The 25,154-nt window shown below is 71.0% G+C and carries 28 protein-coding genes and 1 riboswitch; of the genes, 3 read left to right on the forward strand and 25 right to left on the reverse strand.

The features are described from left to right. The first annotated feature begins 96 nt into the window (after positions 1-96). Positions 97-786 carry an LAETG motif-containing sortase-dependent surface protein gene (locus ACFYP4_RS30035; protein ID WP_388789661.1) on the forward strand — a complete coding sequence of 230 codons (690 nt, stop codon included), beginning with the start codon at positions 97-99 and terminating at the stop codon, positions 784-786. Positions 787-959: 173 nt separating this feature from the next. On the opposite strand, the gene ACFYP4_RS30040 is transcribed toward ACFYP4_RS30035, so the two are convergent. The 5 genes from ACFYP4_RS30040 to ACFYP4_RS30060 all read right to left on the reverse strand — a co-directional run bounded on the left by ACFYP4_RS30040 (position 960) and on the right by ACFYP4_RS30060 (position 6,758). Continuing rightward, positions 960-2,021, reverse strand: coding sequence for an ABC transporter ATP-binding protein (locus tag ACFYP4_RS30040; RefSeq protein ID WP_388789664.1), 1,062 nt, complete (start codon positions 2,019-2,021; stop codon positions 960-962). Continuing rightward, positions 2,021-3,700, reverse strand: a complete 1,680-nt coding sequence (locus ACFYP4_RS30045) for an ABC transporter permease (RefSeq protein WP_388789667.1) — start codon at positions 3,698-3,700, stop codon at positions 2,021-2,023. Before ACFYP4_RS30045 ends, ACFYP4_RS30040 begins: the two co-directional genes overlap by 1 nt. After that, complete coding sequence (locus ACFYP4_RS30050) at positions 3,676-4,761, reverse strand: thiamine ABC transporter substrate-binding protein (protein WP_358853916.1); 1,086 nt, start codon at positions 4,759-4,761, stop codon at positions 3,676-3,678. The genes ACFYP4_RS30045 and ACFYP4_RS30050 overlap by 25 nt, the downstream gene beginning before the upstream one ends. Before the next feature lie 79 nt (positions 4,762-4,840). Beyond that, positions 4,841-4,946, reverse strand: a riboswitch (TPP riboswitch). A 63-nt stretch (positions 4,947-5,009) separates the two neighbouring features. Next, on the reverse strand, positions 5,010-6,116 hold the full coding sequence (rlmN, locus tag ACFYP4_RS30055; protein ID WP_388789670.1) for a 23S rRNA (adenine(2503)-C(2))-methyltransferase RlmN: 1,107 nt from the start codon (positions 6,114-6,116) through the stop codon (positions 5,010-5,012). A gap of 135 nt (positions 6,117-6,251) precedes the next feature. After that, positions 6,252-6,758 carry a hypothetical protein gene (locus ACFYP4_RS30060; RefSeq protein ID WP_388789673.1) on the reverse strand — a complete coding sequence of 169 codons (507 nt, stop codon included), beginning with the start codon at positions 6,756-6,758 and terminating at the stop codon, positions 6,252-6,254. A 68-nt stretch (positions 6,759-6,826) separates the two neighbouring features. Here ACFYP4_RS30060 and ACFYP4_RS30065 point away from each other — a divergent pair, with 68 nt between their 5' ends. Next, a complete protein-coding gene (locus tag ACFYP4_RS30065; protein ID WP_358853936.1) occupies positions 6,827-7,069 on the forward strand; it encodes a hypothetical protein in 243 nt (80 codons plus the stop codon). 114 nt (positions 7,070-7,183) lie between these two features. On the opposite strand, the gene ACFYP4_RS30070 is transcribed toward ACFYP4_RS30065, so the two are convergent. The 5 genes from ACFYP4_RS30070 to rpsB all read right to left on the reverse strand — a co-directional run bounded on the left by ACFYP4_RS30070 (position 7,184) and on the right by rpsB (position 11,879). Beyond that, on the reverse strand, positions 7,184-8,320 hold the full coding sequence (locus ACFYP4_RS30070) for a phosphatidate cytidylyltransferase (protein ID WP_388789676.1): 1,137 nt from the start codon (positions 8,318-8,320) through the stop codon (positions 7,184-7,186). Further along, the gene (gene frr, locus ACFYP4_RS30075; RefSeq protein WP_121406225.1) at positions 8,320-8,877 is read right to left on the reverse strand and encodes a ribosome recycling factor; all 558 of its coding nucleotides are present in this window, start codon (positions 8,875-8,877) and stop codon (positions 8,320-8,322) included. Before frr ends, ACFYP4_RS30070 begins: the two co-directional genes overlap by 1 nt. A gap of 171 nt (positions 8,878-9,048) precedes the next feature. Then, positions 9,049-9,819, reverse strand: coding sequence for a UMP kinase (gene pyrH / locus ACFYP4_RS30080; protein ID WP_358855377.1), 771 nt, complete (start codon positions 9,817-9,819; stop codon positions 9,049-9,051). Between the two features lie 186 nt (positions 9,820-10,005). Further along, entirely contained in the window at positions 10,006-10,842 is an 837-nt protein-coding gene (tsf, locus tag ACFYP4_RS30085) for a translation elongation factor Ts (RefSeq protein ID WP_358855376.1), read from the reverse strand. A gap of 95 nt (positions 10,843-10,937) precedes the next feature. Further along, positions 10,938-11,879, reverse strand: coding sequence for a 30S ribosomal protein S2 (rpsB, locus tag ACFYP4_RS30090; protein WP_358855375.1), 942 nt, complete (start codon positions 11,877-11,879; stop codon positions 10,938-10,940). A 337-nt stretch (positions 11,880-12,216) separates the two neighbouring features. Between rpsB and ACFYP4_RS30095 the strand changes: the two genes are divergently transcribed. Continuing rightward, on the forward strand, positions 12,217-12,951 hold the full coding sequence (locus ACFYP4_RS30095; protein ID WP_388789735.1) for a peptidoglycan DD-metalloendopeptidase family protein: 735 nt from the start codon (positions 12,217-12,219) through the stop codon (positions 12,949-12,951). A 160-nt stretch (positions 12,952-13,111) separates the two neighbouring features. On the opposite strand, the gene ACFYP4_RS30100 is transcribed toward ACFYP4_RS30095, so the two are convergent. The 15 genes from ACFYP4_RS30100 to ACFYP4_RS30170 form a co-directional block, all read right to left on the reverse strand. Continuing rightward, entirely contained in the window at positions 13,112-13,669 is a 558-nt protein-coding gene (locus ACFYP4_RS30100; protein WP_358855379.1) for a helix-turn-helix domain-containing protein, read from the reverse strand. Positions 13,670-13,962: 293 nt separating this feature from the next. Then, positions 13,963-14,799 (reverse strand): RNA polymerase sigma factor WhiG, encoded by an 837-nt coding sequence (gene whiG / locus ACFYP4_RS30105; protein WP_358855374.1) that lies wholly within the window; start codon positions 14,797-14,799, stop codon positions 13,963-13,965. A gap of 273 nt (positions 14,800-15,072) precedes the next feature. Further along, positions 15,073-16,218: a DNA-processing protein DprA gene (gene dprA, locus ACFYP4_RS30110; RefSeq protein WP_358855373.1), complete on the reverse strand. Its 1,146-nt coding sequence runs from the start codon at positions 16,216-16,218 to the stop codon at positions 15,073-15,075. Beyond that, positions 16,215-17,840: a YifB family Mg chelatase-like AAA ATPase gene (locus ACFYP4_RS30115; RefSeq protein WP_358855372.1), complete on the reverse strand. Its 1,626-nt coding sequence runs from the start codon at positions 17,838-17,840 to the stop codon at positions 16,215-16,217. The genes dprA and ACFYP4_RS30115 overlap by 4 nt, the downstream gene beginning before the upstream one ends. Then, entirely contained in the window at positions 17,840-18,211 is a 372-nt protein-coding gene (locus ACFYP4_RS30120; protein WP_358855371.1) for a YraN family protein, read from the reverse strand. Before ACFYP4_RS30120 ends, ACFYP4_RS30115 begins: the two co-directional genes overlap by 1 nt. 250 nt (positions 18,212-18,461) lie before the next feature. Then, positions 18,462-18,770: a DUF2469 domain-containing protein gene (locus ACFYP4_RS30125; RefSeq protein ID WP_003965949.1), complete on the reverse strand. Its 309-nt coding sequence runs from the start codon at positions 18,768-18,770 to the stop codon at positions 18,462-18,464. Positions 18,771-18,825: 55 nt separating this feature from the next. Next, complete coding sequence (locus ACFYP4_RS30130; protein WP_358855370.1) at positions 18,826-19,356, reverse strand: NUDIX hydrolase; 531 nt, start codon at positions 19,354-19,356, stop codon at positions 18,826-18,828. Further along, positions 19,346-20,089 carry a signal peptidase I gene (gene lepB, locus ACFYP4_RS30135; protein WP_388789683.1) on the reverse strand — a complete coding sequence of 248 codons (744 nt, stop codon included), beginning with the start codon at positions 20,087-20,089 and terminating at the stop codon, positions 19,346-19,348. The genes ACFYP4_RS30130 and lepB (ACFYP4_RS30135) overlap by 11 nt, the downstream gene beginning before the upstream one ends. Before the next feature lie 80 nt (positions 20,090-20,169). Continuing rightward, positions 20,170-21,132: a signal peptidase I gene (gene lepB / locus ACFYP4_RS30140; protein ID WP_358855368.1), complete on the reverse strand. Its 963-nt coding sequence runs from the start codon at positions 21,130-21,132 to the stop codon at positions 20,170-20,172. Beyond that, positions 21,020-22,096, reverse strand: a complete 1,077-nt coding sequence (lepB, locus tag ACFYP4_RS30145; protein WP_388789686.1) for a signal peptidase I — start codon at positions 22,094-22,096, stop codon at positions 21,020-21,022. The genes lepB (ACFYP4_RS30140) and lepB (ACFYP4_RS30145) overlap by 113 nt, the downstream gene beginning before the upstream one ends. Then, positions 22,089-22,805 (reverse strand): signal peptidase I, encoded by a 717-nt coding sequence (gene lepB / locus ACFYP4_RS30150; protein WP_388789689.1) that lies wholly within the window; start codon positions 22,803-22,805, stop codon positions 22,089-22,091. Before lepB (ACFYP4_RS30150) ends, lepB (ACFYP4_RS30145) begins: the two co-directional genes overlap by 8 nt. A 45-nt stretch (positions 22,806-22,850) precedes the next feature. Continuing rightward, positions 22,851-23,201, reverse strand: coding sequence for a 50S ribosomal protein L19 (rplS, locus tag ACFYP4_RS30155; RefSeq protein WP_358855365.1), 351 nt, complete (start codon positions 23,199-23,201; stop codon positions 22,851-22,853). A gap of 132 nt (positions 23,202-23,333) precedes the next feature. Next, entirely contained in the window at positions 23,334-24,167 is an 834-nt protein-coding gene (trmD, locus tag ACFYP4_RS30160) for a tRNA (guanosine(37)-N1)-methyltransferase TrmD (RefSeq protein ID WP_358855364.1), read from the reverse strand. Beyond that, a complete protein-coding gene (rimM, locus tag ACFYP4_RS30165) occupies positions 24,167-24,775 on the reverse strand; it encodes a ribosome maturation factor RimM (RefSeq protein WP_358855363.1) in 609 nt (202 codons plus the stop codon). The genes trmD and rimM overlap by 1 nt, the downstream gene beginning before the upstream one ends. A gap of 138 nt (positions 24,776-24,913) precedes the next feature. Continuing rightward, positions 24,914-25,153: an RNA-binding protein gene (locus ACFYP4_RS30170; protein ID WP_005479813.1), complete on the reverse strand. Its 240-nt coding sequence runs from the start codon at positions 25,151-25,153 to the stop codon at positions 24,914-24,916. Position 25,154 lies beyond the last annotated feature (1 nt).

A 25,154-nucleotide genomic window follows, 5' to 3' on the forward strand; every position in this document is an offset into this window, starting at 1 on the left:
GGCGTCGCTTATAGACCTGTGGGGCTACCGGGGGTGCTGTTGTCACGACAGGCCCCCCAACCCCCCGCAGTTTGCACATTTTTGTGAAGGGCGATCGTGTCCATATCTCGCCGTACCGCACGTTCCGTGCGCATCCTCGGTGTTGCCTCCGCCTCCGCCGCACTCGTACTCGGCGTCGCGGGCAACGCGCTTGCCTGCGACATCGGTGACTTCTCGGCGGCCGCCGCCTGCGACGACAACGGGAAGGGCATCATCACCGTCACCGACACCGACGCCTCGGGTGTCGAGGCCGAGGTCTCCGTCTACCTGGAGTCGAACGGCGCGGACGAGCGGCTCGTCGGCACGCAGAAGGTCAAGGGCACCGCCAAGGGCGCCACCGTCACCTTCTCCGAGGCCTGGGCCCCGAAGTCCGAGTACCGCATCCACGTCACGGCCGGGAAGCTCGTCGACGAGGACATCTCCCCGAACCTGACCGCACCCGCCGAGGCGGCCTGCGGCAAGCCCACCACGGCGCCGAAGCCCTCGGCGACCCCCGAGCCCTCGAAGTCCCCGTCCTCGTCCCCGTCCGCGACTCCGTCGGCGACCCCGTCCGCGTCGGACAGCACCGCCCCCGCGGCCCCCGGCGACAACTCGCCCTCCGCCGCGGCCGGTGAGTCGAACCTCGCCGAGACCGGCGCGAACTCCAACACCGGGATGATCGCCGGCATCGCCGGCGCGTTCGTCGTCGCGGGCGGCGGCGCGGTCTACTTCGCCATGCGCCGCAGGAACAGCTCCAAGACCGGCTGACGACCGCGCAGTTCGCGACCGGCTGACGTCCGTACAGTTCAAGGCCGGTTGACGTCCGCTCGGCGCACGACCAGGCGCACGACCAGGTGGCCCGCTCCCGTTCCCGGGTGCGGGCCACCCGGGCGTGCCGGGCCCCGCCTCCCGCTCTCACGGACCCCCGGCGGAGCCGCACCCTATGTGGCCGCGCTCTCCCCGAGGACGACGACTTCCGCCGCGTCGAAGTCCACCCCGACCTCGTCACCGGGTCCGGGCGCGTCCCGCAGCGCGCAAGCCGCTTCCAGCCGCGGGGCGTCCCGCGGCTGGAGCTGTACGGCGACATGGGTGCCCCGGAAGGTGCGTGCGGCCACGGTGCAGCGCAGCCCGTCGGCCGGCGCCACCAGCCGTACCCCGGCGGGCCTGACGAGCAGCGTCCGCCGTCCCTGGGGTGCGCCGTCCGGAACCGGGACCTTCCCCCACGGGGTGTCCGCGGCCTGCCCGCTCACCGTCGCGTCGACCACGTTGTCGAAGCCGAGGAAGCGCGCCACGAACGCGTCCGCCGGGTGCTGCCAGACCTCGAGCGGCGTACCGGACTGGGCGATGTGCCCGTCCCGCATCACAACGACCCGGTCCGCGAGCGCGAACGCCTCTCCCTGGTCATGCGTCACGGCGAGCACCGTCGTCCCCAACGCACCGAACAGTTCCCGCAGTTCGACGACCAGCCGTTCCCTCAGGGAGCGGTCGAGCTGGCCCAGCGGCTCGTCCAGCATCAGCAGCCGGGGGCGGGGGGCGAGGGCACGGGCCAGCGCCACCCGCTGCTGCTCCCCGCCGGAGAGCGAGCCGACGGCCCGGGAAGCGGCCCCGGGCAGCCCGACGAGTTCCAGCAACTCCCGCACCCGGCTCACGCGTTCGCTCTTCGAGACGCCGTGCATCCGCAGTCCGAAGGCGACGTTGCCGCCCACGTCCCGCTGCGGGAACAGCTGGTGGTCCTGGAACATCAGGCCCACCCCCCGCTTGTGCGCGGGCACCCCCGACTGGTCCCGGCCGTCGAGCAGCACCCGGCCCGCGTCGAGCGCCTGGAGCCCGGCCACCGCCCGCAGCAGGGTCGACTTGCCGCTGCCGCTCGGCCCGAGTACGCACACGATCTCGTGCTCCACGACATCGAGGCCGACGGCGTCGAGCACGGGCCGCCCGCCGAAGCGCACGGTCGCCCGCTCCAGCCGCAGCAGGGCGTCGTACCCCGTCGTGAGCCCGCTCATCAGAACTCCCCCGTCCGGTCGGTGCGCACGCGCTCCAGCAGCAGCAGCGCGACCGCGCACACCGCCATGAGGATCGTCGAAAGGGCCATGGCCTGGCCGTAGTTGAGGTCGCCGGGACGGCCGAGGAGACGGTCCACGGTCACCGGCAGCGTCGGGTTGTCGGGCCGCGCGATGAAGACGGTCGCCCCGAACTCGCCGAGCGACACCGCGAACGCGAAACCGGCGGCGACCAGCATCGCCCGCCGCACCATCGGCAGGTCGACCTCGCGCCACACCCGCCACGGCGACGCCCCCAGCACGGCAGCCGCCTCCCGCAGCCGCTCGTCGACCGCGCGCAGTACCGGCAGCATCGTGCGGACGACGAAGGGGACTCCGACCAGCGCCTGCGCGAGCGGCACCAGGATCCACGAGGAACGCAGATTCAGCGGCGGCTCGTCCAGGGCGATCAGGAACCCGAAGCCGACCGTCACGGCGGACACCCCGAGCGGCAGCATCAGCAGCGCGTCGAAGCCGCGGACGAGCCGTCCCGCGCGCCGGGTGAGCGCGGCGGCGGCCAGTCCGCCGATCAGCACGGCGATGGCGGTGGCCGCGAGCGCGTACTGAAGGGAGTTGCCGATCGCCTCGATCGGCGCCACCAGGAACATGCCGCTGTCCGCCGACGTCAGCGCCCTGTAGTACGCGAACCCGTGGCCGCCGGGGGTGTCGAGGGACCGCTGGACCAGCACGGCGAGCGGCAGCACCAGCAGCAGCGCGACGGTGGCCAGGACCCCGGCGAGCAGCGCCCACTGCCCGGCCCCGCGCGGTCTGCGCGCGGTCAGGGAGGCGTCCACCAGGCGCAGGGCGCTCTCTCGTCGCCGTACGGTCCAGGCGTGCACGGCGAGGATCGCGCCGACCGCTGCGAACTGGACGAGGGTCAGCACCGCGGCCGTGGAGAGGTCGAAGATCTCGGAGGTCTGGCGGTAGATCTCCACTTCGAGGGTGGAGAAGGCGGGGCCGCCGAGAATCCGCACCACGGCGAAGGAGGTGAAGGTGAAGAGGAAGACCATGAGCGCGGCTGCGGCCAGGGCGGGACCGAGCGCCGGGAGCGTGATCCGGCGCCAGGCGGTGAGCCGGGAGGCGCCGAGCATCCGGGCGGCCTCCTCCTGGCGCGGGTCGAGCTGCGACCAGAGCCCGCCGACCGTGCGCACGACGACCGCGTAGTTGAAGAAGACGTGCGCGAGCAGGATCGCCCACACGGTGGTGTCCAGGCGTACGCCCCACAGCTCGTCGAGCAGCCCGCCCCTGCCGACCAGCGCAAGGAAGGCGGTGCCGACCACGACGGTCGGCAGCACGAACGGGACGGTGACCACCGCCCGCAGCACCTGCTTGCCCCTGAACTCGAAGCGCGCGAAGACGTACGCGCCGGGGAGCGCGACCAGCAGCGTGAGCGCGGTCGACGCGAGCGCCTGCCAGGTGGTGAACCACAGGACGTGCCGTACGTCGGACTGCGCCACGACGTCCACGATCCGGCCGAACCGCCAGCTCCCCCCGGTCCTCAGGCCGCGCGAGACGATCGCCGCGACCGGATAGGCGAAGAAGGCCGCGAAGAACGCGACGGGCAGGGCCAGCAGCCCGAGCCGCACCGCCGCGCTCCTCCCGGGACCCCGGCGCGGGGCTACTTCAGTACGAGCGAGGTCCACGACTTGACCCACTGGTCACGGTGCTCGGCGATCCGGGCGGGGGCGAGGGTCTCGGGGTCCTTCGCCTGCGGGCCGAACCGGGTGAACTCCGCGGGCACCCGGGCGCCCTTGACCACCGGGTAGACGAACATGTTGAGCGGCATGTCCTCCTGGAACGTCCTGGAGACCAGGAAGTCGAGGAGTGCCTTGCCGCCCTTGGTGTTCCCGGCGTTGCTGAGCAGTCCCGCGTACTCGACCTGCCGGAAGCAGGTGCCGGTGGCGACGCCGGTGGGCGCGGTCTTCGGCTTCGGGTCGGCGTAGATCACCTCGGCGGGCGGGGAGGAGGCGTAGGAGACGACCAGCGGCCGGTCGCCCTTGGCCTTCTTTCCGCCGGCGGAGCCGGAGAACTCCTCGTTGTAGGCCTGCTCCCAGCCGTCGACGACCTTGACGCCGTTGCCCTTGAGCTTCTTCCAGTAGTCCTGCCAGCCCCCGTCCCCGTACTTCCCGGCCGTCCCGAGGAGGAAGCCGAGACCGGGCGAGGACGTGGAGGCGTTCTCGGTGACGAGGAGGTTCTTGTACGCCGGCTCGACCAGGTCGTCGAACGAGTCGGGCGGGGTCAGCTTGTGCTCGCTGAAGTAGGCCTTGTCGTAGTTGACGCAGATGTCGCCGGTGTCGATGGGCGTGACCCGGTGCTTGTCCCGGTCGGCCCGGTACTCGGGCAGGACCGCGCCTGAGCCCTTGGGCTCGTAAGACTGGAAGAGCCCGTTGTCGAGTGCGCGGGACAGGAGGGTGTTGTCGACGCCGAAGAAGACGTCGCCCTGCGGGTTGCCCTTGGTGAGGATCGCCTTGTTGACGGCCTGCCCGGCGTCGCCGTCCTTGAGGACCTTGACCTGGTAGCCGGACTCCTTCTCGAACTCCTTGAGCACGCTCTTCGAAGCGAGGAAGGAGTCGTGGGCGACCAGGGTCACGGTCTTGGAGTCGGCGGCGTCGGTGCCGGAGCCGGACGAGCCGCACGCGGACAGCGTGACGAGCCCGAGCCCGGTGGCCACGAGCGCGGCTGTGAACTTCACGGTGGTGCTCACTGGATTCCTCCTGGAGTGACCAGGAAGAGACGCGGCCCTGCCCGGGAACCTCTGAGAGTTCCCGGGCAGGGCGCAACAGCTTGAGTGATGACCGAACTTCCTACCCAGAATGACCTGGGCAAGGTTCAGAGGGTCTGCGGCCCGTGCCGCACTCTCAGCGCTGTGGCGCTCCCCTGTCGGAATATGAAGATGTACGTACGGGAGTCAGCCTACCGCCCGCCGGGCCGAGGACCTCGGCCCGCCGGGGTCTACCGCTCGGACGCCGCCAGCTGCCCGCACGCTCCGTCGATCTCCTGGCCGCGGGTGTCACGGACGGTGACCGGCACGCCGTGGGCCGCGATGGCCTCGACGAACGCCTTCTCGTCCTCGGGACGGGAGGCGGTCCACTTGGAACCGGGCGTCGGGTTCAGCGGGATCAGGTTCACGTGGACCGGCTTGCCCCGGAGCAGCCGGCCGAGCCGGTCACCGCGCCACGCCTGGTCGTTGATGTCCCGGATGAGCGCGTACTCGATGGAGACGCGGCGCCCCGACTTGGCGGCGTACTCCCAGCCGGCGTCCAGCACCTCGCGCACCTTCCACCGCGTGTTGACGGGGACGAGGGTGTCGCGCAGCTCGTCGTCCGGCGCGTGCAGGGAGATGGCGAGACGGCACTTGAAGCCCTCGTCGGCGAACCGGTGGATGGCGGGCACCAGGCCCACGGTCGACACGGTGATGCCGCGCTGCGAGAGGCCCAGCCCGTCGGGCTCGGGGTCGGTGAGCGCGCGGATGGCGCCGACCACGCGCTTGTAGTTGGCGAGCGGCTCGCCCATGCCCATGAACACGATGTTGCTCAGCCGCGCCGGGCCGCCGGGGATCTCGCCGTCCCTGAGGGCCCGCATCCCGTCCACGATCTGGTGCACGATCTCGCCCGTCGACAGGTTCCGGTCGAGACCGGCCTGGCCGGTGGCGCAGAACGGGCAGTTCATCCCGCAGCCCGCCTGCGAGCTGATGCACATGGTCACCCGGTCCGGGTAACGCATGAGCACGGACTCGACGAGCGTGCCGTCGAAGAGCCGCCACAGGGTCTTGCGGGTGGTGTCGTCGTCACAGCTGATGTGCCGGACGACGGACATCAGGTCGGGCAGAAGCGCTTCCTGGAGCTTCCCGCGCGAGGCGGCCGGAATGTCCGTCCACTCCGCCGGGTCGTGCGCGAACCGCGCGAAGTAGTGCTGCGAGAGCTGCTTGGCGCGAAACGGCTTCTCACCGATCGCGGCAACCGCCTCTTTGCGCTCGGCGGGCGTGAGATCGGCAAGGTGCCGCGGCGGCTTCTGAGCTCCGCGCGGGGCGACGAAAGTAAGTTCTCCGGGTGCAGGCATAACTCTTCCAGTGTCGCAGATCATCTCCGGGCCACGGTGACCGCGTGGTTGAGCGGCGGGCGGCATGGATGGTCATCGTCAGCGGTGGGCCGCTGAAGCAGGAAGCGCTCTGAGGACGCAGCACTCCCTCACATGTCAGGAGCGCGGGTGCGGGCCTGTGATCACCGGTGGTTGGGAGCCGAATCTGTCGTCGATGTCCGGGATCCAGAAGCAGATCTCCAACGTCTTCAGGCGGTCCCAGTGCCGCACACGGCGCCCTTGTCTGATTGCGGCAGTCAGGCCTACGAGCAGCAATGCCGCACAGCCTCCTGCCAGCACGCGATCGGGTCCCACAACGAGCTCGATCACGGAGACGACGAGCGCGAACAACAGGGCCAGGGCCGAGTTCCGCAGCATCAACGCGAGGCCTTGCAGCCGAGTGATCTCGCCCGCCGCCTCCTTGTGGTGGAGTTCCACCGCAGCCAACAGCAGAGACGGATCAGTGCGCACGAAGGGTCGGTCCCGGGCCTCGGGCACTCTGGCCACGAATTCAAGACGAGCGTTCTCGACGGTCCAGTTCCAACGCGGTGCCACCTTGTCCAGGAGGGCACTGAGGGGATAGGCGAGATGCCCCAACAGGTAACTGGCAACAGCGACTCCCACGACCAGGTACCGCCTGCCTCCGACGGGGCGCTGTCGTCAGACGTACACGTGGGCCTAGAATCGAACCTGTGTACGAAAAAGCGTCTTCTGCCGAGAACAGGGGCACCGCCCCCATCGTCGTGCATCCCGCGACGGGCACCGGTGCGCGCCGGGTGACGATCCGCGCCCGGGCCGCCGGCCTCGCCCACGGTGACGCCGACCTGGTGGAGTTCCTGCGCCGCGCGGGACTGCCGGACGCCTGGGAGCTGCTGGACGACCCGGACTGGGTCGAATGGCAGGGCGGCCGCCCACATGAGTACGGCATGGACTGACGCCGGGAATTCCGCCAGTCCATACGAAGAGGGGCTCGCCGCCCTGTGGACGGCGAGCCCCTCCGGTACGGGACAGCGGGCCGACGACGCACGGACGTCGTCCGGGACCGCAGGTCAGCCGGACCCCACGAACAGCACCAGCAGCAGCCACACCACGGGCGCCGTCGGCAGGAGGGAGTCCAGCCGGTCCATGATGCCGCCGTGCCCCGGCAGGAGCGTGCCCATGTCCTTGATGCCGAGATCCCGCTTGATCATGGACTCGCCGAGGTCGCCGAGCGTGGCGCTGGCCGCGACCGCGAAGCCGAGGACCAGACCCTGCCACCAACTGCCGTCGTCGATCAGGAACTGCATGCACAGCGCACCGGCCGCCATGGCGAAGCCGATCGCTCCGAGCAGGCCCTCACGGGTCTTGCCGGGGCTGATGCGCGGCGCCAGCTTGTGCGTACCGAACCGCCAGCCGACGGCGTACGCGCCGGTGTCGCTGACGACCGTCAGGAGCAGGAACGTCAGGACACGGCGCGGACCGTCGTCGGCCGCCAGCATCAGGGCGACGAACGTGGCGAGGAACGGCACGTAGAACGCGGCGAAGACACCCGCCGTGACGTCCTTGAGGTAGCCCTCGGGCGGTTCCGTCATCCGCCAGACCAGGACCGCGAGCGCGGTGAGCGCCATCGCGACCCAGGCACCCTCGGTGCCCCGCACGTATCCGGCGACGACCATGGCCGCACCGCCGATCGCGAGCGGGACGAGCGGCGCCCTGATGCCCTTGCGCTCCGAGAGCCGCGAGGTGAGCTCCCACAGGCCCACCACCACGGCGACCGCTATCACGCCGATGAACACGGCCTTGACGAAGAACAACGACGCGATGATCACCGCACCGAGTCCGACACCCACGCCTATGGCCGCGCCCAGGTCACGGCCCGCTGTCTTCTTGGGCGCGGGCGCTGGCTGGTGGGCGGCGCTGGGCATGGGCTCCTGCGGACTCTGCGGGCGGTGCGACGGGCCTGCGTGGGACGCCGTCGGTGGTGTGTCGTCGCGGAACAAGGGGCCGCTCAGCCGAGCGGCCCCCCGGTCGTCATCCTGGTCTCCGCCGTGTGCGGGTACCTCGGGCACGATGGGCATGGGGCGAGTCTGCTGGGCGTCATGCGCATCGTACGTGGGACCCGCCGGGGCTGCCCCCTGGACAGGCCCCTGCGCGGACGGCCCCCAGTACCCGGCTTGTGGCGGCGCCCCCCAGGAAGAGTCGTTCATCAGACCTCGAGCAGCTCCGCTTCCTTGTGCTTGAGGAGCTCGTCCACCTGCGCCACGTACTTGTGGGTGGTGTCGTCGAGTTCCTTCTCCGCACGGCGGCCCTCGTCCTCGCCGACCTCGCCGTCCTTGACCAGCTTGTCGATGGCGTCCTTGGCCTTGCGGCGCACGGAGCGGATGGACACCTTGGAGTCCTCGGCCTTGGTCCGGGCGACCTTGATGTAGTCCTTGCGGCGCTCCTCGGTCAGCTCGGGGAACACCACCCGGATGATATTGCCGTCGTTGCTCGGGTTGACGCCGAGGTCGGAGTCACGGATCGCCTGCTCGATGTTGCGCAGCGCGCTCTTGTCGAACGGGGTCACCACGGCCATGCGCGGCTCCGGCACCGAGAACGAGGCCAGCTGGTTGATCGGCGTCAGCGCACCGTAGTAGTCCGCCACGATCTTGTTGAACATCGCCGGGTGCGCACGACCGGTGCGGATCGCGGCGAAGTCCTCCTTGGCGACCACGACGGCCTTCTCCATCTTCTCCTCGGCTTCGAGGAGGGTCTCTTCGATCACCACTTGCTCCTGCGTGTCTTGAGTAGGCCCGGCGGCTGTTCCTCGTCGGGGTCTGCGGCCGGCTGCGTCGCGTCTTGTTCCTGCACGGTTCCGGACCGGCAGGACATTGTCCATCCCCCGGTCCGGGTCCGTCCCGCTCCGGGTGGGGACCCCTGCGGGGCCCTTCCCCGGTCAGGCCCGGCTGTCCTGGTCACCCACGAGTGTGCCGATCTTCTCACCCTTGACGGCGCGCGCGATATTGCCCTCCGCCAGGAGCTCGAAGACCAGGATGGGGAGCTTGTTGTCCCGGCAGAGCGTGATCGCGGTCATGTCCGCGACCTTGAGGTCCCGGGTGATGACCTCGCCGTAGCCGAGGGCGTCGAACTTGACGGCCCCCGGGTTGGTCTTCGGGTCGGAGTCGTAGACCCCGTCCACGCCGTTCTTGCCCATGAGCAGGGCCTCGGCGTCGATCTCCAGGGCGCGCTGCGCGGCAGTGGTGTCCGTGGAGAAGTACGGCATGCCCATGCCCGCGCCGAAGATGACGACGCGGCCCTTCTCCAGGTGCCGCACGGCGCGCAGCGGGATGTAGGGCTCGGCGACCTGACCCATCGTGATGGCGGTCTGCACACGGCTGTCGATGCCTTCCTTCTCCAGGAAGTCCTGGAGGGCCAGGCAGTTCATTACCGTGCCGAGCATGCCCATGTAGTCCGAGCGGGCCCGGTCCATGCCGCGCTGCTGGAGCTCGGCACCGCGGAAGAAGTTGCCGCCGCCGATGACGACCGCGATCTGCGCGCCGCCGCGCACGACGGCCGCGATCTCACGGGCGATCTTGTGCACCACGTCGGGGTCGACGCCCAGTCCGCCGCCTCCGGCGAACGCCTCGCCGGAAAGCTTCAGCAGAAAGCGTCCGGCGCCTTTGCCTTCGTCGGTCTTCTCGCCCTGGTCGGCCTGGGTGGTGGTCATGAAGATCTCGCCTCTTTACGTGTCGCACATACGAAGAAGGCCATTGCCGGTGGGGTGTTGGCTCCCATACGCGGCAATGGCCTCCTCGTCAGATCTGCTGTCGCCCGTCACGCACGCACGCGTGCCGGCGTACCCGGACGACTGCTGTCGACCCTAGCGGGGTCGCGCGTCGATCGCGGTACGGACTCAGATGCCGACCTTGATGCGCGTGAAGCGCTTCAGGGTGACACCGGCCTCGTCCAGGACCTTCTGGACGGACTTCTTGTTGTCGAGCGCGTACGGCTGTCCGAGAAGGGTGGCCTCCTTGAAGAAGCCGTTGACGCGACCCTCGACGATCTTGGGCAGCGCGGCCTCGGGCTTGCCCTCGGCGCGGGTGGTCTCCTCGGCGACGCGGCGCTCGGACTCGACGACCTCGGCCGGGACGTCCTCGCGGGAGAGGTACTTCGGCGCGAAGGCGGCGATGTGCTGCGCGATGCCCTTGGCGAGGTCGGCGTCGGCCTTGTCCAGCTCGACCAGGACACCGATCTGCGGGGGCAGGTCGGGCATGGTGCGGTGCATGTACGCGGTGACGTACGTGCCGGAGAACTGGGCGAAGCGGTCCAGGACGATCTTCTCGCCCAGGTTGGCGTTGGCCTCGTCGACGAACGCCTGAACCGTCTTGCCGGCCTCGATCTCGGACGCGAGCAGCGCCTGGATGTCGGCGGGGGACGTCGCGGCGGCGTGCTGCGCGATCTGGTTGGCGACGGCCTGGAACTTCTCGCCCTTGGCGACGAAGTCCGTCTCGCACTTCAGCTCGACCAGCACACCGGAGGTGTTGTCGTCGGCGATGATGGAGACCACGGCGCCGTTCTCGGCGGAGCGGCCCTCGCGCTTGGCGACGCCCTTCTGGCCCTTGATGCGGAGCGCCTCGACGGCCTTGTCGACGTTGCCCTCGGCCTCGTCCAGCGCCTTCTTGCAGTCCATCATGCCGGCGCCGGTGAGCTCACGGAGCTTCTTGACGTCGGCGGCGGTGTAGTTCGCCATGATTCCTGGAATCTCTCTCGAAGTCTGAAGATCTACGGACCGAACGGCGGGGGCTTCGTGGGCCCCCGCCGTTCAACAACCCGAAGGGGTGAGGGTCAGGCCTGCTCGGCGTCCGCGGCCGGAGCCTCGGCGGCGGGGGCCTCGTCGGCCGGAGCCTCGTCGGCAGCAGCCTCGGCGGGGGCCTCGGCCTGCTCGGCGTCGGCGACCTTCTCGGTCTCGGCGGAGGTCTGCACCTCGGCGGCCGGGGCCTCGGCGTCGTCCGCCTTCTTCTCGCCCTCGAGCAGGTCGCGCTCCCACGCGGCGAGCGGCTCGCCCGCGGCCTTGTCACCCTCGGCCTTGCCGGCACCGGAGCGGCTGATGAGGCCCTCGGCGACGGCGTCGGCGATCACGCGGGTGAGCAGGGTGACGGAGCGGATCGCGTCGTCGTTGCCCGGGATCTTGTAGTCGACCTCGTCGGGGTCGCAGTTGGTGTCGAGGATGGCGACGACCGGGATGTTGAGCTTCCGGGCCTCACCGACCGCGATGTGCTCCTTCTTGGTGTCCACGATCCAGACGGCGCTGGGCACCTTCTGCATCTCGCGGATACCACCGAGGGTCTTCTCCAGCTTGGCCTTCTCGCGCGAGAGCACGAGAAGCTCCTTCTTGGTCAGACCGGAGGCGGCGACGTCCTCGAAGTCGATCTGCTCGAGCTCCTTGAGGCGCTGCAGACGCTTGTAGACGGTCGAGAAGTTGGTGAGCATGCCGCCCAGCCAGCGCTGGTTGACGTAGGGCATGCCGACGCGGGTGGCCTGCTCGGCGATGGCCTCCTGCGCCTGCTTCTTCGTGCCGACGAACATGACCGTGCCGCCGTGGGCGACGGTCTCCTTGACGAACTCGTAGGCGCGGTCGATGTACGACAGCGACTGGAGCAGGTCGATGATGTAGATGCCGTTGCGCTCCGTGAAGATGAAGCGCTTCATCTTCGGGTTCCAACGACGGGTCTGGTGACCGAAGTGGACGCCGCTTTCCAGCAGCTCCCGCATCGTGACGACGGCCATGGCCGTTCTCCTTGAATTTCTCGGTTGTGCCGCGCGTGCCGGACGGCACGCGCGCCTGACGCCCGCGATGCGCCCTGCCACAGAGGACCGAGGGGCGCTGACACTGGCTTTCGTCGAAGACGTGGGCCGGATGCCGGGGCGTGCGAAGTCGACCCGGTGACCCGGATCGCCACAAGAAGTGTACGGGACCCGCGGAGCGCCGGGTGACGCCGATATCCACAACCGGCGGGTGCTCCACAGGGCCCGGCCATGGTCCGCACAGGTGCGGGACGGTTCTCGCATGCGAACGAAACAACGCGTCCGTGCGTGGCTGGTGCCGCTGCTGTGCCTCACATCGATGATCTTCGGGGCGCTGCCCCCGCCCGGCCTCGCCCGTGCGACCACCGGGACGAGTCCCCCCGGCGCGGCCGGGCCGGCCGCGCCTCTCGGAACGCCGGGCCGGTCCCGGCCGGGACCCACCGACCCCACCGGCCCGACCGTGCCGGCCGACCCGACCGGCGCGACCGGGTCGTCCGGGTCGTCGGAGTCGTCGGGGTCGTCGGGGTCGTCCGGACAGCCGAGTGCGCCGCGGTCGCCCGGACCGCCGGGGGTCGACCCGTCGGTACCCGCCGTGGGCCGTGTCTGGCCGGTGGGCGCGGGTCCTGGTGCGCGTCCCGCGGTCCTACGGGGCTGGGAACCCCCGGCGACGGCATACGCCCGCGGCCACCGCGGCGTCGACCTCGAAGCGGCGCCCGGTGCCCCCGTGCGGGCGGTCGCCCCCGGCCGGGTGTCCTTCGCGGGCCGGGTCGCGGGACGCGGGGTGGTCTCGGTCGAGTTGGCGGGGACCGGTGATCCGCCCCTGCGGACGACGTACGGTCCGGTCCGCGCTGCCGTGCGGAAGGGCGACGAGGTGGCGGCGGGCGACGTGCTGGGCGCCCTGGAACCGGCGGGCCCGCACTGCCTTGCCGCATGTCTGCACTGGGGCCTGCTGAGAGGTGCCACCTACCTGGACCCGCTCTCCCTGCTGCCTCCCTGGCTGCTGGACCGGGGCCCGTCCCGGCTGCTCCCGGTCCTCGCAGCCCCGACCGGGTGACGCCGGTCCTCGCAGCCCCGACCGGGTGACCCCCGTCCTGGCACCCCCCGCCCAGTGACCCCGGAGGCATCCGCTGCATGCGACGACCCCTCCCCTCGACGGGGACCGCACACGGCCAGGAGCAAACGCCACCTCCGGCGCCCGCGCCGGCACGGTCGCGTCAGCCGCGCACGCCCCGCAGGGCCATCCCCACGGCGGCGTCCGTGATCGCCCCGGGTTCCTCGGCCGCGCCGAGTTCGATCCGGCGCACCGCGGCGTCCACGATCCCCTGGAGCAGCATCGCCGCGAGTCTCGGTTCCGCATGCCCCATGGCCCGCAGTGCCTCCACGATCATCGCGACGAGCCCGCCGTGCGCCGCACGGATCTTCTCGCGGGCACCCGCGTCCAGCTCGCTCGCGGAGATGGCGACCACAGCCCGGTGGCGCCGGTCCCCGACGAGGGCCAGCTGCTGCCGGACGTAGGCCTCGACCTTGCCCTCCGGTCCGCCCGCCGCGGCCATCGCCCCCTCGACCTCGGCCGCCCAGACGGGAAAGTCGACCTCGCAGAGCTCCTGGACGACAGCCGCCCGGGACCGGAAGTACTCGTAGACGGAGGACCGGGCCAGCCCTGTCCGCTCGGCGAGGGCCGGGAAGGTCAGCGCCTCCGTCCCGCCCTCGGACAGCAGGGTCCGCGCCGCGTCCAGGAGGGCGGCTCGCTGCATCGACCGGTGCTCGGCCACGGAGGCCGCTCGAATCCTTGGCACGTCAACCACTTTACGGACGGGCCGCCGAGGACGGGGCCACTTCCCGCACCCGTCCGGCCAACGGCGGTGCGGCGGACGCCGGGCGCGCCGGCGTCCGGCCAACGGCGGTGCGGCGGACGCCGGGCGTGAGGCGCCGCTGTCGTGCGGCGCGGGTGCCGTCACGTGTGGCCCGGAGTGCTGCACCCCGGGCCGGCACCCACCCCGGACCGGGACAGGCACGCTTCCCGGCCCCTCTGCATATGAGCGGTCGCGGCACATCAGCAGGGGTGTCAGCGGCCGAAACTCGCGAGCTTCGCGCGGAGCTGGAGGACGGACTTCGTGTGGATCTGGCTCACCCGGCTCTCGGTCACCCCGAGCACATTGCCGATCTCGGCGAGCGTGAGCCCCTCGTAGTAGTAGAGGGTGACCACGGTCTTCTCGCGGTCGGGCAGGGTGTTGATCGCCCTGGCCAGAAACCGCCGCAGCTCCCGGTCCTCGGCGACCTCGACGGGGTCGTCGGCCGCGGTGTCCTCAAGGGTGTCCATGAGGCTGAGCCGGCCGCCGCCCTCACCCCCGACATGCAGCAGCTCCTCCAGTGCGACCACGTTCGCCAGCGACAACTGGCTGAAGACCGCATGGAGTTCCTCGACGGCGATGCCCATCTCCGAGGCGACCTCACCCTCGGAAGGCGTCCGTCTGAGCCGGGCCTCCAGCGTGGCGTAGGCCCGCTCCACGCTGCGCGCCTTCTGCCGCACCGACCGCGGGATCCAGTCCAGCGCCCGCAACTCGTCGATCATCGCGCCCCGGATCCGCGTGATCGCGTACGTCTCGAACTTGATCTCCCGCTCGATGTCGAACTTCTCGATCGCGTCGATCAGCCCGAACACCCCGGACGAGACGAAGTCCGCCTGCTCCACGTTGGCCGGCAACCCCACGCTGACCCGTCCCGCCACGTACTTCACCAGGGGCGAGTAGTGCAGGATGAGCTGCTCCCGCAGCCGCTCGTCCCCGGTCGCCTTGTACGACCGCCACAGCTCGTCGAGTGTCGAGGGTGCGGGCGGGCGCACGCTGCCGCGGGCGGCGGGGGGAACTGCCGCCCGGTCAGACCCGGAGATGTGCTGAGGCATTCGTCGCCTTGTGCCGTTCTGCCGTGAACTGGGTGTGCGTGAGGGAGCTGTCGGTCCGATGTCGAATGTGCCTGTCTGCGTGGGGATCCTCGTGAGCGTAGCGTGACTGGGCTGTCGCAGTGAGCGAAGGGGGCCGGGATCACCCGCACGCGAAGCCGGGCGATCCCCACGCTGCCGGAACCGGGCCCAGCGCAGTGCGTCACCGCCGAGATGCATCAACTAGGCGCATTGCCAAGGCTGTCGGGGGTCCCCCGGACGGCCGAACGCGCCCGGTCAACACCGGCCGTGACCCTCGGGAACGGAGATCATCGCCTGGCGTGTCAACTTCCAGCCGTCGCCGTGTCGTTCGACGAAACCAAGTGCTCGGAGTTCGTACAGTCTCCCGACCGCGTCGTCCTGCGTGGTCCCCGCCCCGCGCGCGATCCGGTCCGCCGTGGCGGTACCCCGGCCCGGCAGCGCGGACAGCACGCGTCCGGCCGCGGGGTCCAGCAGATCGCGCGGGAGCACCGGCCCGCGCCGGTCCGGGGCCAGTTCCCCCATGTCACCGACCAGCTCGACGACCTCCCCGGCGTCGGAGACCAGGACCGCCTCACCGCGCAGGAGTTCGTGCACACCGGCCGAGAGAGTGCTGGTGGCGGGCCCCGGCACTCCCATCGTGAACCGGCCGAGCCGCTGCGCCGAGCGTGCCGTGACCAGCGCGCCGCTGCGGTAGGCCGCCTCGACGACCACGGTGCCCCGGGTGAGCGCGGCGATGACCCTGTTCCGGAGGATGAATCTGCTGGGGGTCGGATGATCGCCGGGCGGCAACTCCCCGAGGACCAGGCCCTGTTCCGCGATGCGGCTGATCAGCCGGGTGTGCCCGCGCGGGTAGGGACGGTCGACGCCGCAGGCCAGCACGGCGATGGTGGCGCCGCCCGCCCCCAGTGCACCCCGGTGCGCGGCGCCGTCCACCCCGTAGGCACCGCCCGAGACGACCACCCAGCCCCGTTCCGCGAGGCCCGCGCCGAGGGTGGCCGCCATGTGGGCCCCGTACTCGGTGCAGGCGCGGGCGCCCACGACGGCGACGGACCTCAATGCCCATATCCGCAGGTGAGGCATGCCGCGCACCCACAGTCCCGTGGGGCGGGCGTCCCCGAGGTCGTCGAGCTGCGCGGGCCACTCGCCGTCACCCGGACAGACGTACCTCACACCCGCTTCCCGCGCCCGCTCCAGATCCCGCTCGGGGCGCACGCGGGCGGCGCGGCCCCGCAGCCCTTCCCACCGTGTCCGTGTGACGCCCGGCAGCGGCTCCCCTCCCGCCATCAGCCGGCGGGCCACCTCCACGGCCCCGAACTCCCGCACCCAGCGCCCACCCGTCTCGTCCCCCGGTTCGACGATGCGGGAGAGAGCGACGCGGGCCAGGCGGTCGTCGTCCGTCATGACCGGGCGCCGATCATCATGGGCACGCCCCGGGGGACGCCGGTGCGCAGCTGCAGTGCCAGGGCGACATCGCCCGCGTCGGGCCGGTCGTGGCCCGAGAGATCGGCCACGGTCCAGGCCACGCGGAGGACCCGGTCCAGGCCGCGGGCGGTCAGGACTCCGCGCTCCAGCCCTCGCTCGGCCTCGTCCATGGCTCCCGACACGGCCTGCCACCGGCCGCGCAGCTCGCGTCCCGGCACCTCGCTGTTGGTGTGCCACGGGGTCCCGGCCAGGCGCGCCGCCGAGCGCTCGCGGGCCGCCCGCACCCGGTCGGCCACCGCCCGTGTCGTCTCGCCCCGGGCGCCGCGCGCGCTCAGCTCGGAACGGGTCACCGCCTCGACCTCGACCCGCAGGTCCACCCGGTCGAGCAGCGGTCCGGAAAGTCTGGCCTGATAGCGGCGGATGGCGGAGGGAGGACACTCGCAGTGGTCGTTCCCCACGGCGAAGCGCCCGCAGGGGCAGGGGTTGGCGGCGAGCACCATCAGGAACTTCGCGGGGAAGCGCACCACGCCCGCACTCCGGGCGATCACGACGTACCCCGCCTCGAGCGGCTGACGCAGGGCGTCGAGCACGAAGCCGCTGAATTCCGGCGCCTCGTCGAGGAACAGCACTCCCCGGTGGGACAGCGAGACCGCCCCGGGCCGGGCCAGCCCTTTCCCGCCGCCGACGAGCGACTGCATCGTCGCGGAGTGATGGGGCGCGCAGTAGGGCGGGACGTCCACCATCGGCTTGCCCGGGGGAAGCAGTCCTGCGACCGAGTGGATAGCCGTGACCTCCAGGGACTCCTGCCTGCCGAGGCGCGGGAGGATCGCGGGCATCCGCTCGGCCAGCATCGTCTTGCCCGCGCCGGGCGGGCCCTGGAGGAAGACGTGGTGGCCGCCGGCGGCCGCGACCTCCATCGCTGTGCGTGCCGACATCTGGCCGACCACGTCGGCCAGGTCATGGCCCTGGTCGTGCTCCGGCACGGCGATGCCGCACAGGCCGGTGGCCTCGCCCGTGCCGGGTACCCGCAGGCCGGCCAGCAGCGGGTCCGGGCGGCCCTGTTCGTCCGGATCCTCCTCGGGGACCGGCTCGTCGGTGAGGACGGCGACGAGCTGGCGCAAGCTGCGGACCCCGAGCACGGAGATCCCGGGGACCAGGGAGGCCTCGGCCGCCGCGCACTCCGGGACGACCACCTGCTCGTACCCCGCGTCCGCTGCGGCGAGGACCGCGGGCAGCACACCGCGGACCGGCCGCACCCGTCCGTCGAGTCCCAGCTCGCCGATCATCACGATGTCCGAAAGCACCCGGGGATCGATCCGCTCGGCGGCGCCGAGCACCGCGCAGGCGACGGCCAGATCGAATCCCGAGCCGCCCTTGGGCACGGACGCCGGGCTCAGGCCGACCGTCAGCTTCTTCTGCGGCCACGCCCCGCCCGAGTTCACCACGGCCGCCCGCACCCGGTCCCGGCTCTCGGTGAGGCTCTTGTCGGGGAGGCCGACCAGGGTGAACGCGGCGACGCCCGGTTCGAGGTCGGCCTGGACCTCGACGACGACGCCCTCGACACCGACCAGGGCCACCGCACACGTACGCGCGAAAGCCATCAGGCCACCCCCCGCACATGCTCCACCACGGGTGCGCCGCGCCGGGGCAGCAGGACGCCCACGAGGTCGATGCGGACGCCGCCGGGTGGCGCCCCGCCGTGCTCCTGGACCCAGCGCTCGGCCAGGCTCCTCAGCCGCTGCGCCTTCACCGGCGTCACGGCCGCCATCGGGTGCTCGAAGTCCCCCGCCCTGCGGGTCTTGACCTCGCAGACGACGAGCGCGTCGCCGTCCCGGGCCACGATGTCGATCTCGCCGGTCCGGCCTGCGCGCCAGTTGCGCGCCAGGACCGTCATCCCGGTCTCGGCCAGCCGCCGCGCGGCCAGGTCCTCGCCGTACCTGCCGAGTGCACTGCGTGCCGTCTGTGCGTTCATGTCGGCACCACCTCCGGCGCCAACACTGCGGCCACGGCCGCCCGTTGTTGGATCTTGGTGGACGGCCGCTCGATTGTGGAGAACTCCGTCACCCGCACGAGCGAGCCGTGACGCGCTCGCCGTCCTCACCGGTCCCACCGGTCCCACCGGTCCCACCGGTCCCACCGGTCCCACCGGTCACCGGTCACGGATCCTGTCCGGCCCAACAGCCCCAACGCGGCCCGGGCGACCCGCCGACCGCTCACCCGAATCAGCCGCCGGGCAGCTCCAGGTCGCTCTTGTTCAGCTCTTCGATGTTGACGTCCTTGAAGGTGAGGACCCGTACCTGCTTCACGAACCGGGCGGGCCGGTACATGTCCCACACCCAGGCATCAGCCATGGACACCTCAAAGAAGACCTCACCCTGGACCGAGTGCACCTGCATCTCGTAGTCGTTGGTGAGGTAGAAGCGCCGTTCGGTCTCGATCACGTATTTGAACAGACCGACGACATCTCGGTACTCCCGGTAGAGCTTCAGCTCCATCTCGGTCTCGTACTTTTCGAGGTCCTCGGCGCTCATGGCATGTTCCCCTTCAGCCGTGCGTCCCCCCATTGTGCGCCAGCCCCGCGAGCCCCTAGACGATTTCGGTGTCGAGGACCTCGGGACTGGCCGGGGGACCTTCGTCGAGCAGCCTGCGCAGCAACCCGGCGAGTCTGGTCGGATACACCGTCTCATGCGCCTCGGTCAGTTCCCGGCACGTCCACCAGCGTGCTCCGGCGACACTGCGCCGTTCCAGTTCCGTCAGCCCGCCCGGGACGGTCTCCGTCTGGCTCGTACGGGCCAGGAAGTACCACTCGTCCTGGTCCCAGCGGCGTCCCGCGAACGGGAAGGAACACCTCCGCTGCCAGAGCACCGGTCCCAGTTCGACCTCGGTGATGCCGGTCTCCTCCGCGAGTTCCCGCAGAGCGGCCTCCTCGCGTGTCTCCGCGCCCTCCAGGCCGCCCCCGGGCGTGAACCACCAGTCGTCGGCGGGGTCACCGGGCTCATGGCCGTGCAGCAGCAGGATGCGCTCCCGCGGGTCGAGGAGCACCACCCGGGCGACCTTGCGCAGCCCGTCCTCGCGCCACTCCTCCGCCGGTCCGCCGTAGGACGTGTCAGCGGGCACCGGCCGGCTCCGTCCGGACCCTGCCGCGCCGGCCGGCGCGCTTGGCGATCGGGCCGTAGGCGGCGCCGCCGAGGACGAGGACCGCACCGGCCACCACCGCGGCGAGCACGAGTCGCAGCGGACCGGGCGAGGAGATGCCGCCGAGGGCTTCGAAGCCGGTGGGGCGCTCCAGCATGCCGTCCATGGGCCAGACCACGGAGTCCACGCGTCCCTTCACCGCGCTGCGCGGCACCGTGCCGCTGAAGGCCTCGGTCAGGTGGGCCGTGGAGTCCAGGGAGCCGCTGCGCTCGTCACCGAGCAGGAACAGGCGCCCCTCGGGGACCTCGACGGCCGGAATCTTCTTCGACTCGGCGGCCTGGCCCCTGGGCAGATACGGTTCGTCGATCTGCTTGCCGTTGACCGTCAGCCTGTCGTCGGTGCAGCAGGCGACCGTGTCGCCGCCGACCGCAACGACCCGCTTGACCATGGGCATGTCGCCCCAGGTCTTCTGCTTGAAGACGACGACGTCGCCGCGCTCGATCTCGTCGCCGCCGACCCGCTCGGCCAGGACGCGGTCACCGGCCGCGATGGTCGGCGTCATCGAGTCGGTCGGCACGGTGTACGGCTGGTAGACGATCGCTCCCCAGACGAATCCTCCGAGGAAGAGCACACAGCCGAGGGCCACGGCCAGTCCCGACAGTGTGTTGCCGAGCCGTCCGTGACCCTCGTCCGTGCGGTGTGTCGTGCTGCTCATCCCAGTGCTCCCCCAACGCGGAGAATCGACCTCGCGGCCCGGGTGCGGGCCGTGGAAGATCGGCGATCTGGGACGGCACCCTACCCGGCGGTACCGTGCCCAGAAACCCTGGTGCCGGCCGTGGTGAGACGGCGGCGGCGCCACAGCACCAGCGGAGCGGCACCGGCGAGCCCGAGGGCACCCGGGGCCGCCGCGCTCAGGTTCTGGTCGAAGGTGTCGGGAACGGGCAGGGTGTCCCAGCGGGTGGGCGGCCAGGCGATGACGATGGCGCGGCCCACCACGTTGCCGACGGGCACGAATCCCTTGTTCGCGTCCTGCTGGTGGTAGCGGGAGTCCAGCGAGTTCTGCCGGTGGTCGCCCATGACCCAGATCTTGCCCTTGGGCACCGTCACCTTGAACTGGCCGCCCTGGTCGTCGACGCTGCACGGCGTGTTCCCCGCGTAGACGTACGACGCCTCGTTCAGCGCCTTGCCGTTCACCTTGAGCGGGCCGCTGCCCTTGCACTCGATGGTGTCCCCGGCGACCCCGACGACCCGCTTGATCAGGTCCTTCTCCTCGGCCGAGGGCATCAGGCCGACCCAGCTCAGGGCCTTCTGCACCGCGTTCGGGTTCGGCGTCGGCTCGCCCGCCAGCCATTTGTCGGGGTCGTGGAAGACGACGACCTCGCCGCGCTCGGGCTCGGAGCCGAACCAGGGGGTCAGTTTGTCGACCAGCACCCGGTCGCCCTGCTGGAGCGTGTTCTGCATCGAGTCCGAGGGAATCGAGAACGCCTGCACCAGGAAGGTCTTGATCAGCAGGGCGAGCACCAGCGCGATGCCGATGAGGAGGGGAAGCTCCTTCCAGAAGGAGCGCTGCTTCCTGGACCGGCCCCGTCCGTCGGCACCGCCGTCCTGCTCGCCGCGCCCGTGGGTGCCGTCGCCGTCCGCGGACTCACTCCCGGAGCCTGCGACGTCGTCTGCCGGGGAAGCCGTGTCGCCGGGCCGCTCCGGTCGCTCCTCCGGGCCCTCGTGTCCGGATCGTGCGCCGACCGCCAAGTCCCCCACATCCACTCCTCACTCCGTGCCGCCGCCCGCGTCGCATCCGGCGCAGGCCCACCACTCCCATAACGAGCGGGAGTTCCGCAGGGCTCGGGAGCGGGATCAATCCGTATCGATCCGCGGGGGCCACCCTATGCGACGGGCCGAGAGCGGTGGTCGACCCAGTCGGCACGGAGGCGTATGTGTCCGGCTCCTTGAGCCGGGTCCAGTGGCCGACGGGCCAGGCGATGACCATGGCCCGTCCCACCACGGACTCCTCGGAGACCGTGCCGCCGTATTTCTCGGAGCGGTGGTAGCGGGAGTCGGCGGAGTTGGCGCGGTGGTCGCCCATCACCCAGAGGCGGCCCTGCGGCACGGTGACCTGGAAGGCGAACGCCGAGGGCTTGTTGTCCGGGTGGATGTACGGCTCGTCGAGCGGGGTCCCGTTGACGGTCACCCGGCCCTGCTTGTCGCAGCACTTGACGGTGTCGCCGCCGACCGCGACGACCCGCTTGATCAGGTCCCGGTCGTTGTCGGAGGGCAGCAGCCCGATGAAGGTGAGCCCCTCCTTGACCTGCTTGACGACGACGGGGTCGTCCTTCTTGGCGGTCTGCTCCCCTTCCAGCCAGTTTCCCGGGTCCTTGAAGACGACGACGTCACCGCGCTGGGGCCTGGAGCCGAACCAGGGGGTGAACTTGTCGACGAGGACCCGGTCGCCGATCTGGATCGTGTTCTCCATGGAACCCGACGGGATCACGAACGCCTGCACCAGGAACGTCTTCAGGACGAGGGCGATGAGGACCGCCACTCCGACGAGGAGCGGGATCTCCTTGACGGCCGAGCGGCGCCTGCGCCGCTTGACCTTGCGGGCGAGCTTGCGGCGCTCGGCGCGGCCGGGGCGGGCGGCGCCGCCCGCCCGCCGCAGTCCGGTGGGCAGCAGGTTGTCGGCGGCGGTGCTGGGGGCGCCGCGCGGGCGCCCTCGGTTACCCACGGGCACCGTCCGCGGCGGGCACGCGCGCGTAGGCGTCGGGGCGCTCCAGCCGGGTCCAGTGGCCGGCGGGCCAGGCGATCCAGTCGGCGCGGCCGATCACGTGGCCGACCGGGATCATGCCGCCGCCCGGTGAGCCCAGGTGGTCGCGGGAGTCACTGGAGTCGCCGCGGTGGTCGCCCAGCAGGAAGAGGGTGCCGTCGGGCACGACGACGTCGAAGGGGGCGTCGGACGGGTGGTCCCCCGGATGGAGGAACGCCGACTCGTCGACCGACCGGCCGTTCACCTCCACCCTGCCCTCCTTGTCGCAGCAGACCACGTGGTCACCGCCCACCCCGACGACGCGTTTCACGTAGTCGGCAGCTCCGAAGTAGCCGGTGCCGTCGAACACGACGACATCGCCGCGCTGCGGCTCGGCACCAAAACGGTACGCCAACTTATTTACGAGAACGCGGTCCCCGATCCTCAATCCCCGCTCCATGGAACTGCTCGGAATCTGGAAGGGCTGCATCACGAAGGTGCTGAGGAGCAGCAGGAAGAGCAGGCAGACGAGCAGGGTGAGGGTGATCCGCCCGCCGGGGAGCCAGTCGGCGGCCCGGTCCAGCAACGCAGAACGCGACCGCCCCTCCGGGCCTCCGGTGTCCGAGATCTCCTCGGACTCACGGGGGCGGGAGGAGCGGTCGCGCTCCACGGGCTGTGCTTCGGTGTCCATCGGAGCCAGATGCTATCCGGCTCTTCCGTGACCCCGTGCGCGAGCTCAGTTGTCGCGCTTCTCCTTGATCTTCGCGGCCTTGCCGCGCAGCTCACGGAGGTAGTACAGCTTGGCGCGGCGCACGGCACCGCGGGTGACGAGCTCGATCTTCTCGACGATCGGGGTGTGCACCGGGAACGTGCGCTCGACGCCGACGGAGAAGGAGACCTTGCGGACCGTGAAGGTCTCGCGGACACCGGCGCCCTGGCGGCGGATGACTACGCCCTTGAACTGCTGCACACGGGAGCGGTTGCCCTCGATGACGCGGACGTGGACGTTGACGGTGTCACCCGGGCGGAAGGCCGGGATGTCGGTGCGCAGCGAGGCGCTGTCGACGGAGTCGAGCAGGTGAGACATGTCGTCTGCTTTCTTCGTTGATGCCACAGGTCATCAACGGGCGTTGATTTCCAGAAGGTGGGCTGCCGCATCGGGGCGGGCGTCGTGTCCCCCTGTGGCAGGGGCGCGCGCCGGACGACGTACAGCAGCGGCCTATTCTTCCACGGCCTGGGGCCTGCGCCAAAATCGGCCGTACCGCTCGCCGTCCGGGTCCGGTGCCCAGCCCAGGATGGAGAGCATCTCGCGGTCCTTCTTGTCGAAGGCCGCGGGAGGGCAGCGCTCGATGAGGTCGGGCCGGTTCGCGGCCGTACGGCGCAGGGCCTCGTCCCGGCGCCAGCGGGCGATTTTGCCGTGGTGGCCGCTGACCAGCACGTCGGGGATGTCCCGGCCGCGCCACTCGGGCGGCTTCGTGTAGACGGGCCCCTCCAGGAGGTTGGCCATCGCTCCGGGGGCGAAGGAGTCGTCCCGGTGGGACTCGGCGTTGCCGAGGACGCCGGGCAGCAGCCGGGCCACGGCCTCGGTGACGACGAGCACGGCCGCTTCGCCGCCGGCCAGCACGTAGTCGCCGATGGAGACCTCGTGGACGGGCATGCGGGTGGCGTACTCGTCGATGACGCGGCGGTCGATGCCCTCGTAGCGGGCAGGCGTGAAGACCAGCCAGGGCCGCTCGGAGAGCTCGACGGCGAGTTCCTGGGTGAAGGGGCGTCCGCTGGGGGTGGGCACGACCAGGACGGGCCCGTGCGAACCCGTCTCGTACCCGTCGGCCAGGACGGAGTCCAGGGCGTCGCCCCAGGGTCCCGTCTTCATGACCATGCCGGGGCCGCCGCCGTACGGGGTGTCGTCGACCGTGTTGTGCCGGTCGTACGTCCACTCGCGGAGGTCGTGCACGTGCACGTTCAGCTGTCCACGCGCGCGTGCCTTGCCGACGAGCGAGACGTTCAGGGGTTCGAGGTACTCGGGGAAGATCGTGACGACGTCGAGTCGCATCAGGCGTCTTCCCCGGACGTGCCCGCTCCGGGTGTGCCGTCCGCTTCGTCCGGGGCGGCGCCCTCTTCGGCGGCGTCCCTCGACGAGGCGATCTCGGCGCGGTCGTCGATGAGTCCCGGCGGCGGGTCGATGACGGCCCGCTGCTCCGCCAGGTCGATCTCGGTGACGATCTCCTCGACGAACGGGATCAGCACCTCGGTGCCGTCGGGCCGCTCCACGACGAACAGGTCCTGGGAGGGCAGATGCGAGATCTCGGTGATCCGCCCGACCTCGGCCCCGTCCGCCGTCACGACGTCCAGGTCCATGAGCTGGTGGTCGTAGTACTCGTCCGGGTCCTCGGGCTTCTCGTCCGGGTCGACGTCGGCGATGAGGAGGGTGTTGCGCAGCGCCTCGGCGGCGTTCCGGTCGCGTACGCCCTCGAAACGCAGCAGCAGACGGCCGCTGTGCACCCGGCCCGTCTCGATGGTCAGCGGACCGGTGGACGCGGGGTCCGTGGCCAGGACGGCGCCCGGTGCCAGCCTGAGTTCCGGCTCGTCGGTGCGTACCTCGACGGTGACCTCGCCCTTGATGCCGTGGGCGCGGCCGACGCGAGCGACTACCAGCTGCACTTCTTTCGATCTCCTGTCGTGTGCCTGCTGCGTGTGCTTCGACCGGCTGTCCGCCCGCGGCCACGGGGGGCCGCGGACGACTACGGGCCGGGGACGGCCGGATCGGCCCTCCCCGGCCCGAGCCGGTGCTGTCCTACGTCAGCGGACGTGGTCCACGTCGACGAGGTCGACGCGGACACCACGGCCGCCGATGGCGCCCACGACGGTGCGCAGTGCGCGCGCGGTGCGGCCGTTGCGGCCGATCACCTTGCCGAGGTCGTCCGGGTGGACCCGGACCTCGAGCACGCGCCCGCGGCGCAGGTCACGCGAGGCGACCTGCACATCGTCGGGGTTGTCGACGATGCCTTTGACGAGGTGCTCGAGAGCCTCCTCGAGCATG

Source organism: Streptomyces sp. NPDC005551 (genome assembly GCF_042871785.1).
Classification (GTDB): domain Bacteria; phylum Actinomycetota; class Actinomycetes; order Streptomycetales; family Streptomycetaceae; genus Streptomyces.

Excerpts from the sequence above, each read along its gene's own strand:
- ACFYP4_RS30040 (WP_388789664.1), bottom strand. The coding sequence starts at position 2,021 with ATGAGCGGGCTCACGACGGGGTACGACGCCCTGCTGCGGCTGGAGCGG.
- rlmN (WP_388789670.1), bottom strand. The coding sequence starts at position 6,116 with ATGCCTGCACCCGGAGAACTTACTTTCGTCGCCCCGCGCGGAGCTCAG.
- ACFYP4_RS30070 (WP_388789676.1), bottom strand. The coding sequence starts at position 8,320 with ATGAACGACTCTTCCTGGGGGGCGCCGCCACAAGCCGGGTACTGGGGG.
- pyrH (WP_358855377.1), bottom strand. The coding sequence starts at position 9,819 with ATGACCACCACCCAGGCCGACCAGGGCGAGAAGACCGACGAAGGCAAA.
- tsf (WP_358855376.1), bottom strand. The coding sequence starts at position 10,842 with ATGGCGAACTACACCGCCGCCGACGTCAAGAAGCTCCGTGAGCTCACC.
- rpsB (WP_358855375.1), bottom strand. The coding sequence starts at position 11,879 with ATGGCCGTCGTCACGATGCGGGAGCTGCTGGAAAGCGGCGTCCACTTC.
- ACFYP4_RS30095 (WP_388789735.1), top strand. The coding sequence starts at position 12,217 with ATGATCTTCGGGGCGCTGCCCCCGCCCGGCCTCGCCCGTGCGACCACC.
- whiG (WP_358855374.1), bottom strand. The coding sequence starts at position 14,799 with ATGCCTCAGCACATCTCCGGGTCTGACCGGGCGGCAGTTCCCCCCGCC.
- dprA (WP_358855373.1), bottom strand. The coding sequence starts at position 16,218 with ATGACGGACGACGACCGCCTGGCCCGCGTCGCTCTCTCCCGCATCGTC.
- ACFYP4_RS30115 (WP_358855372.1), bottom strand. The coding sequence starts at position 17,840 with ATGGCTTTCGCGCGTACGTGTGCGGTGGCCCTGGTCGGTGTCGAGGGC.
- ACFYP4_RS30120 (WP_358855371.1), bottom strand. The coding sequence starts at position 18,211 with ATGAACGCACAGACGGCACGCAGTGCACTCGGCAGGTACGGCGAGGAC.
- ACFYP4_RS30125 (WP_003965949.1), bottom strand. The coding sequence starts at position 18,770 with ATGAGCGCCGAGGACCTCGAAAAGTACGAGACCGAGATGGAGCTGAAG.
- lepB (WP_388789683.1), bottom strand. The coding sequence starts at position 20,089 with ATGAGCAGCACGACACACCGCACGGACGAGGGTCACGGACGGCTCGGC.
- lepB (WP_388789689.1), bottom strand. The coding sequence starts at position 22,805 with ATGGACACCGAAGCACAGCCCGTGGAGCGCGACCGCTCCTCCCGCCCC.
- rplS (WP_358855365.1), bottom strand. The coding sequence starts at position 23,201 with ATGTCTCACCTGCTCGACTCCGTCGACAGCGCCTCGCTGCGCACCGAC.
- trmD (WP_358855364.1), bottom strand. The coding sequence starts at position 24,167 with ATGCGACTCGACGTCGTCACGATCTTCCCCGAGTACCTCGAACCCCTG.
- ACFYP4_RS30170 (WP_005479813.1), bottom strand. The coding sequence starts at position 25,153 with ATGCTCGAGGAGGCTCTCGAGCACCTCGTCAAAGGCATCGTCGACAAC.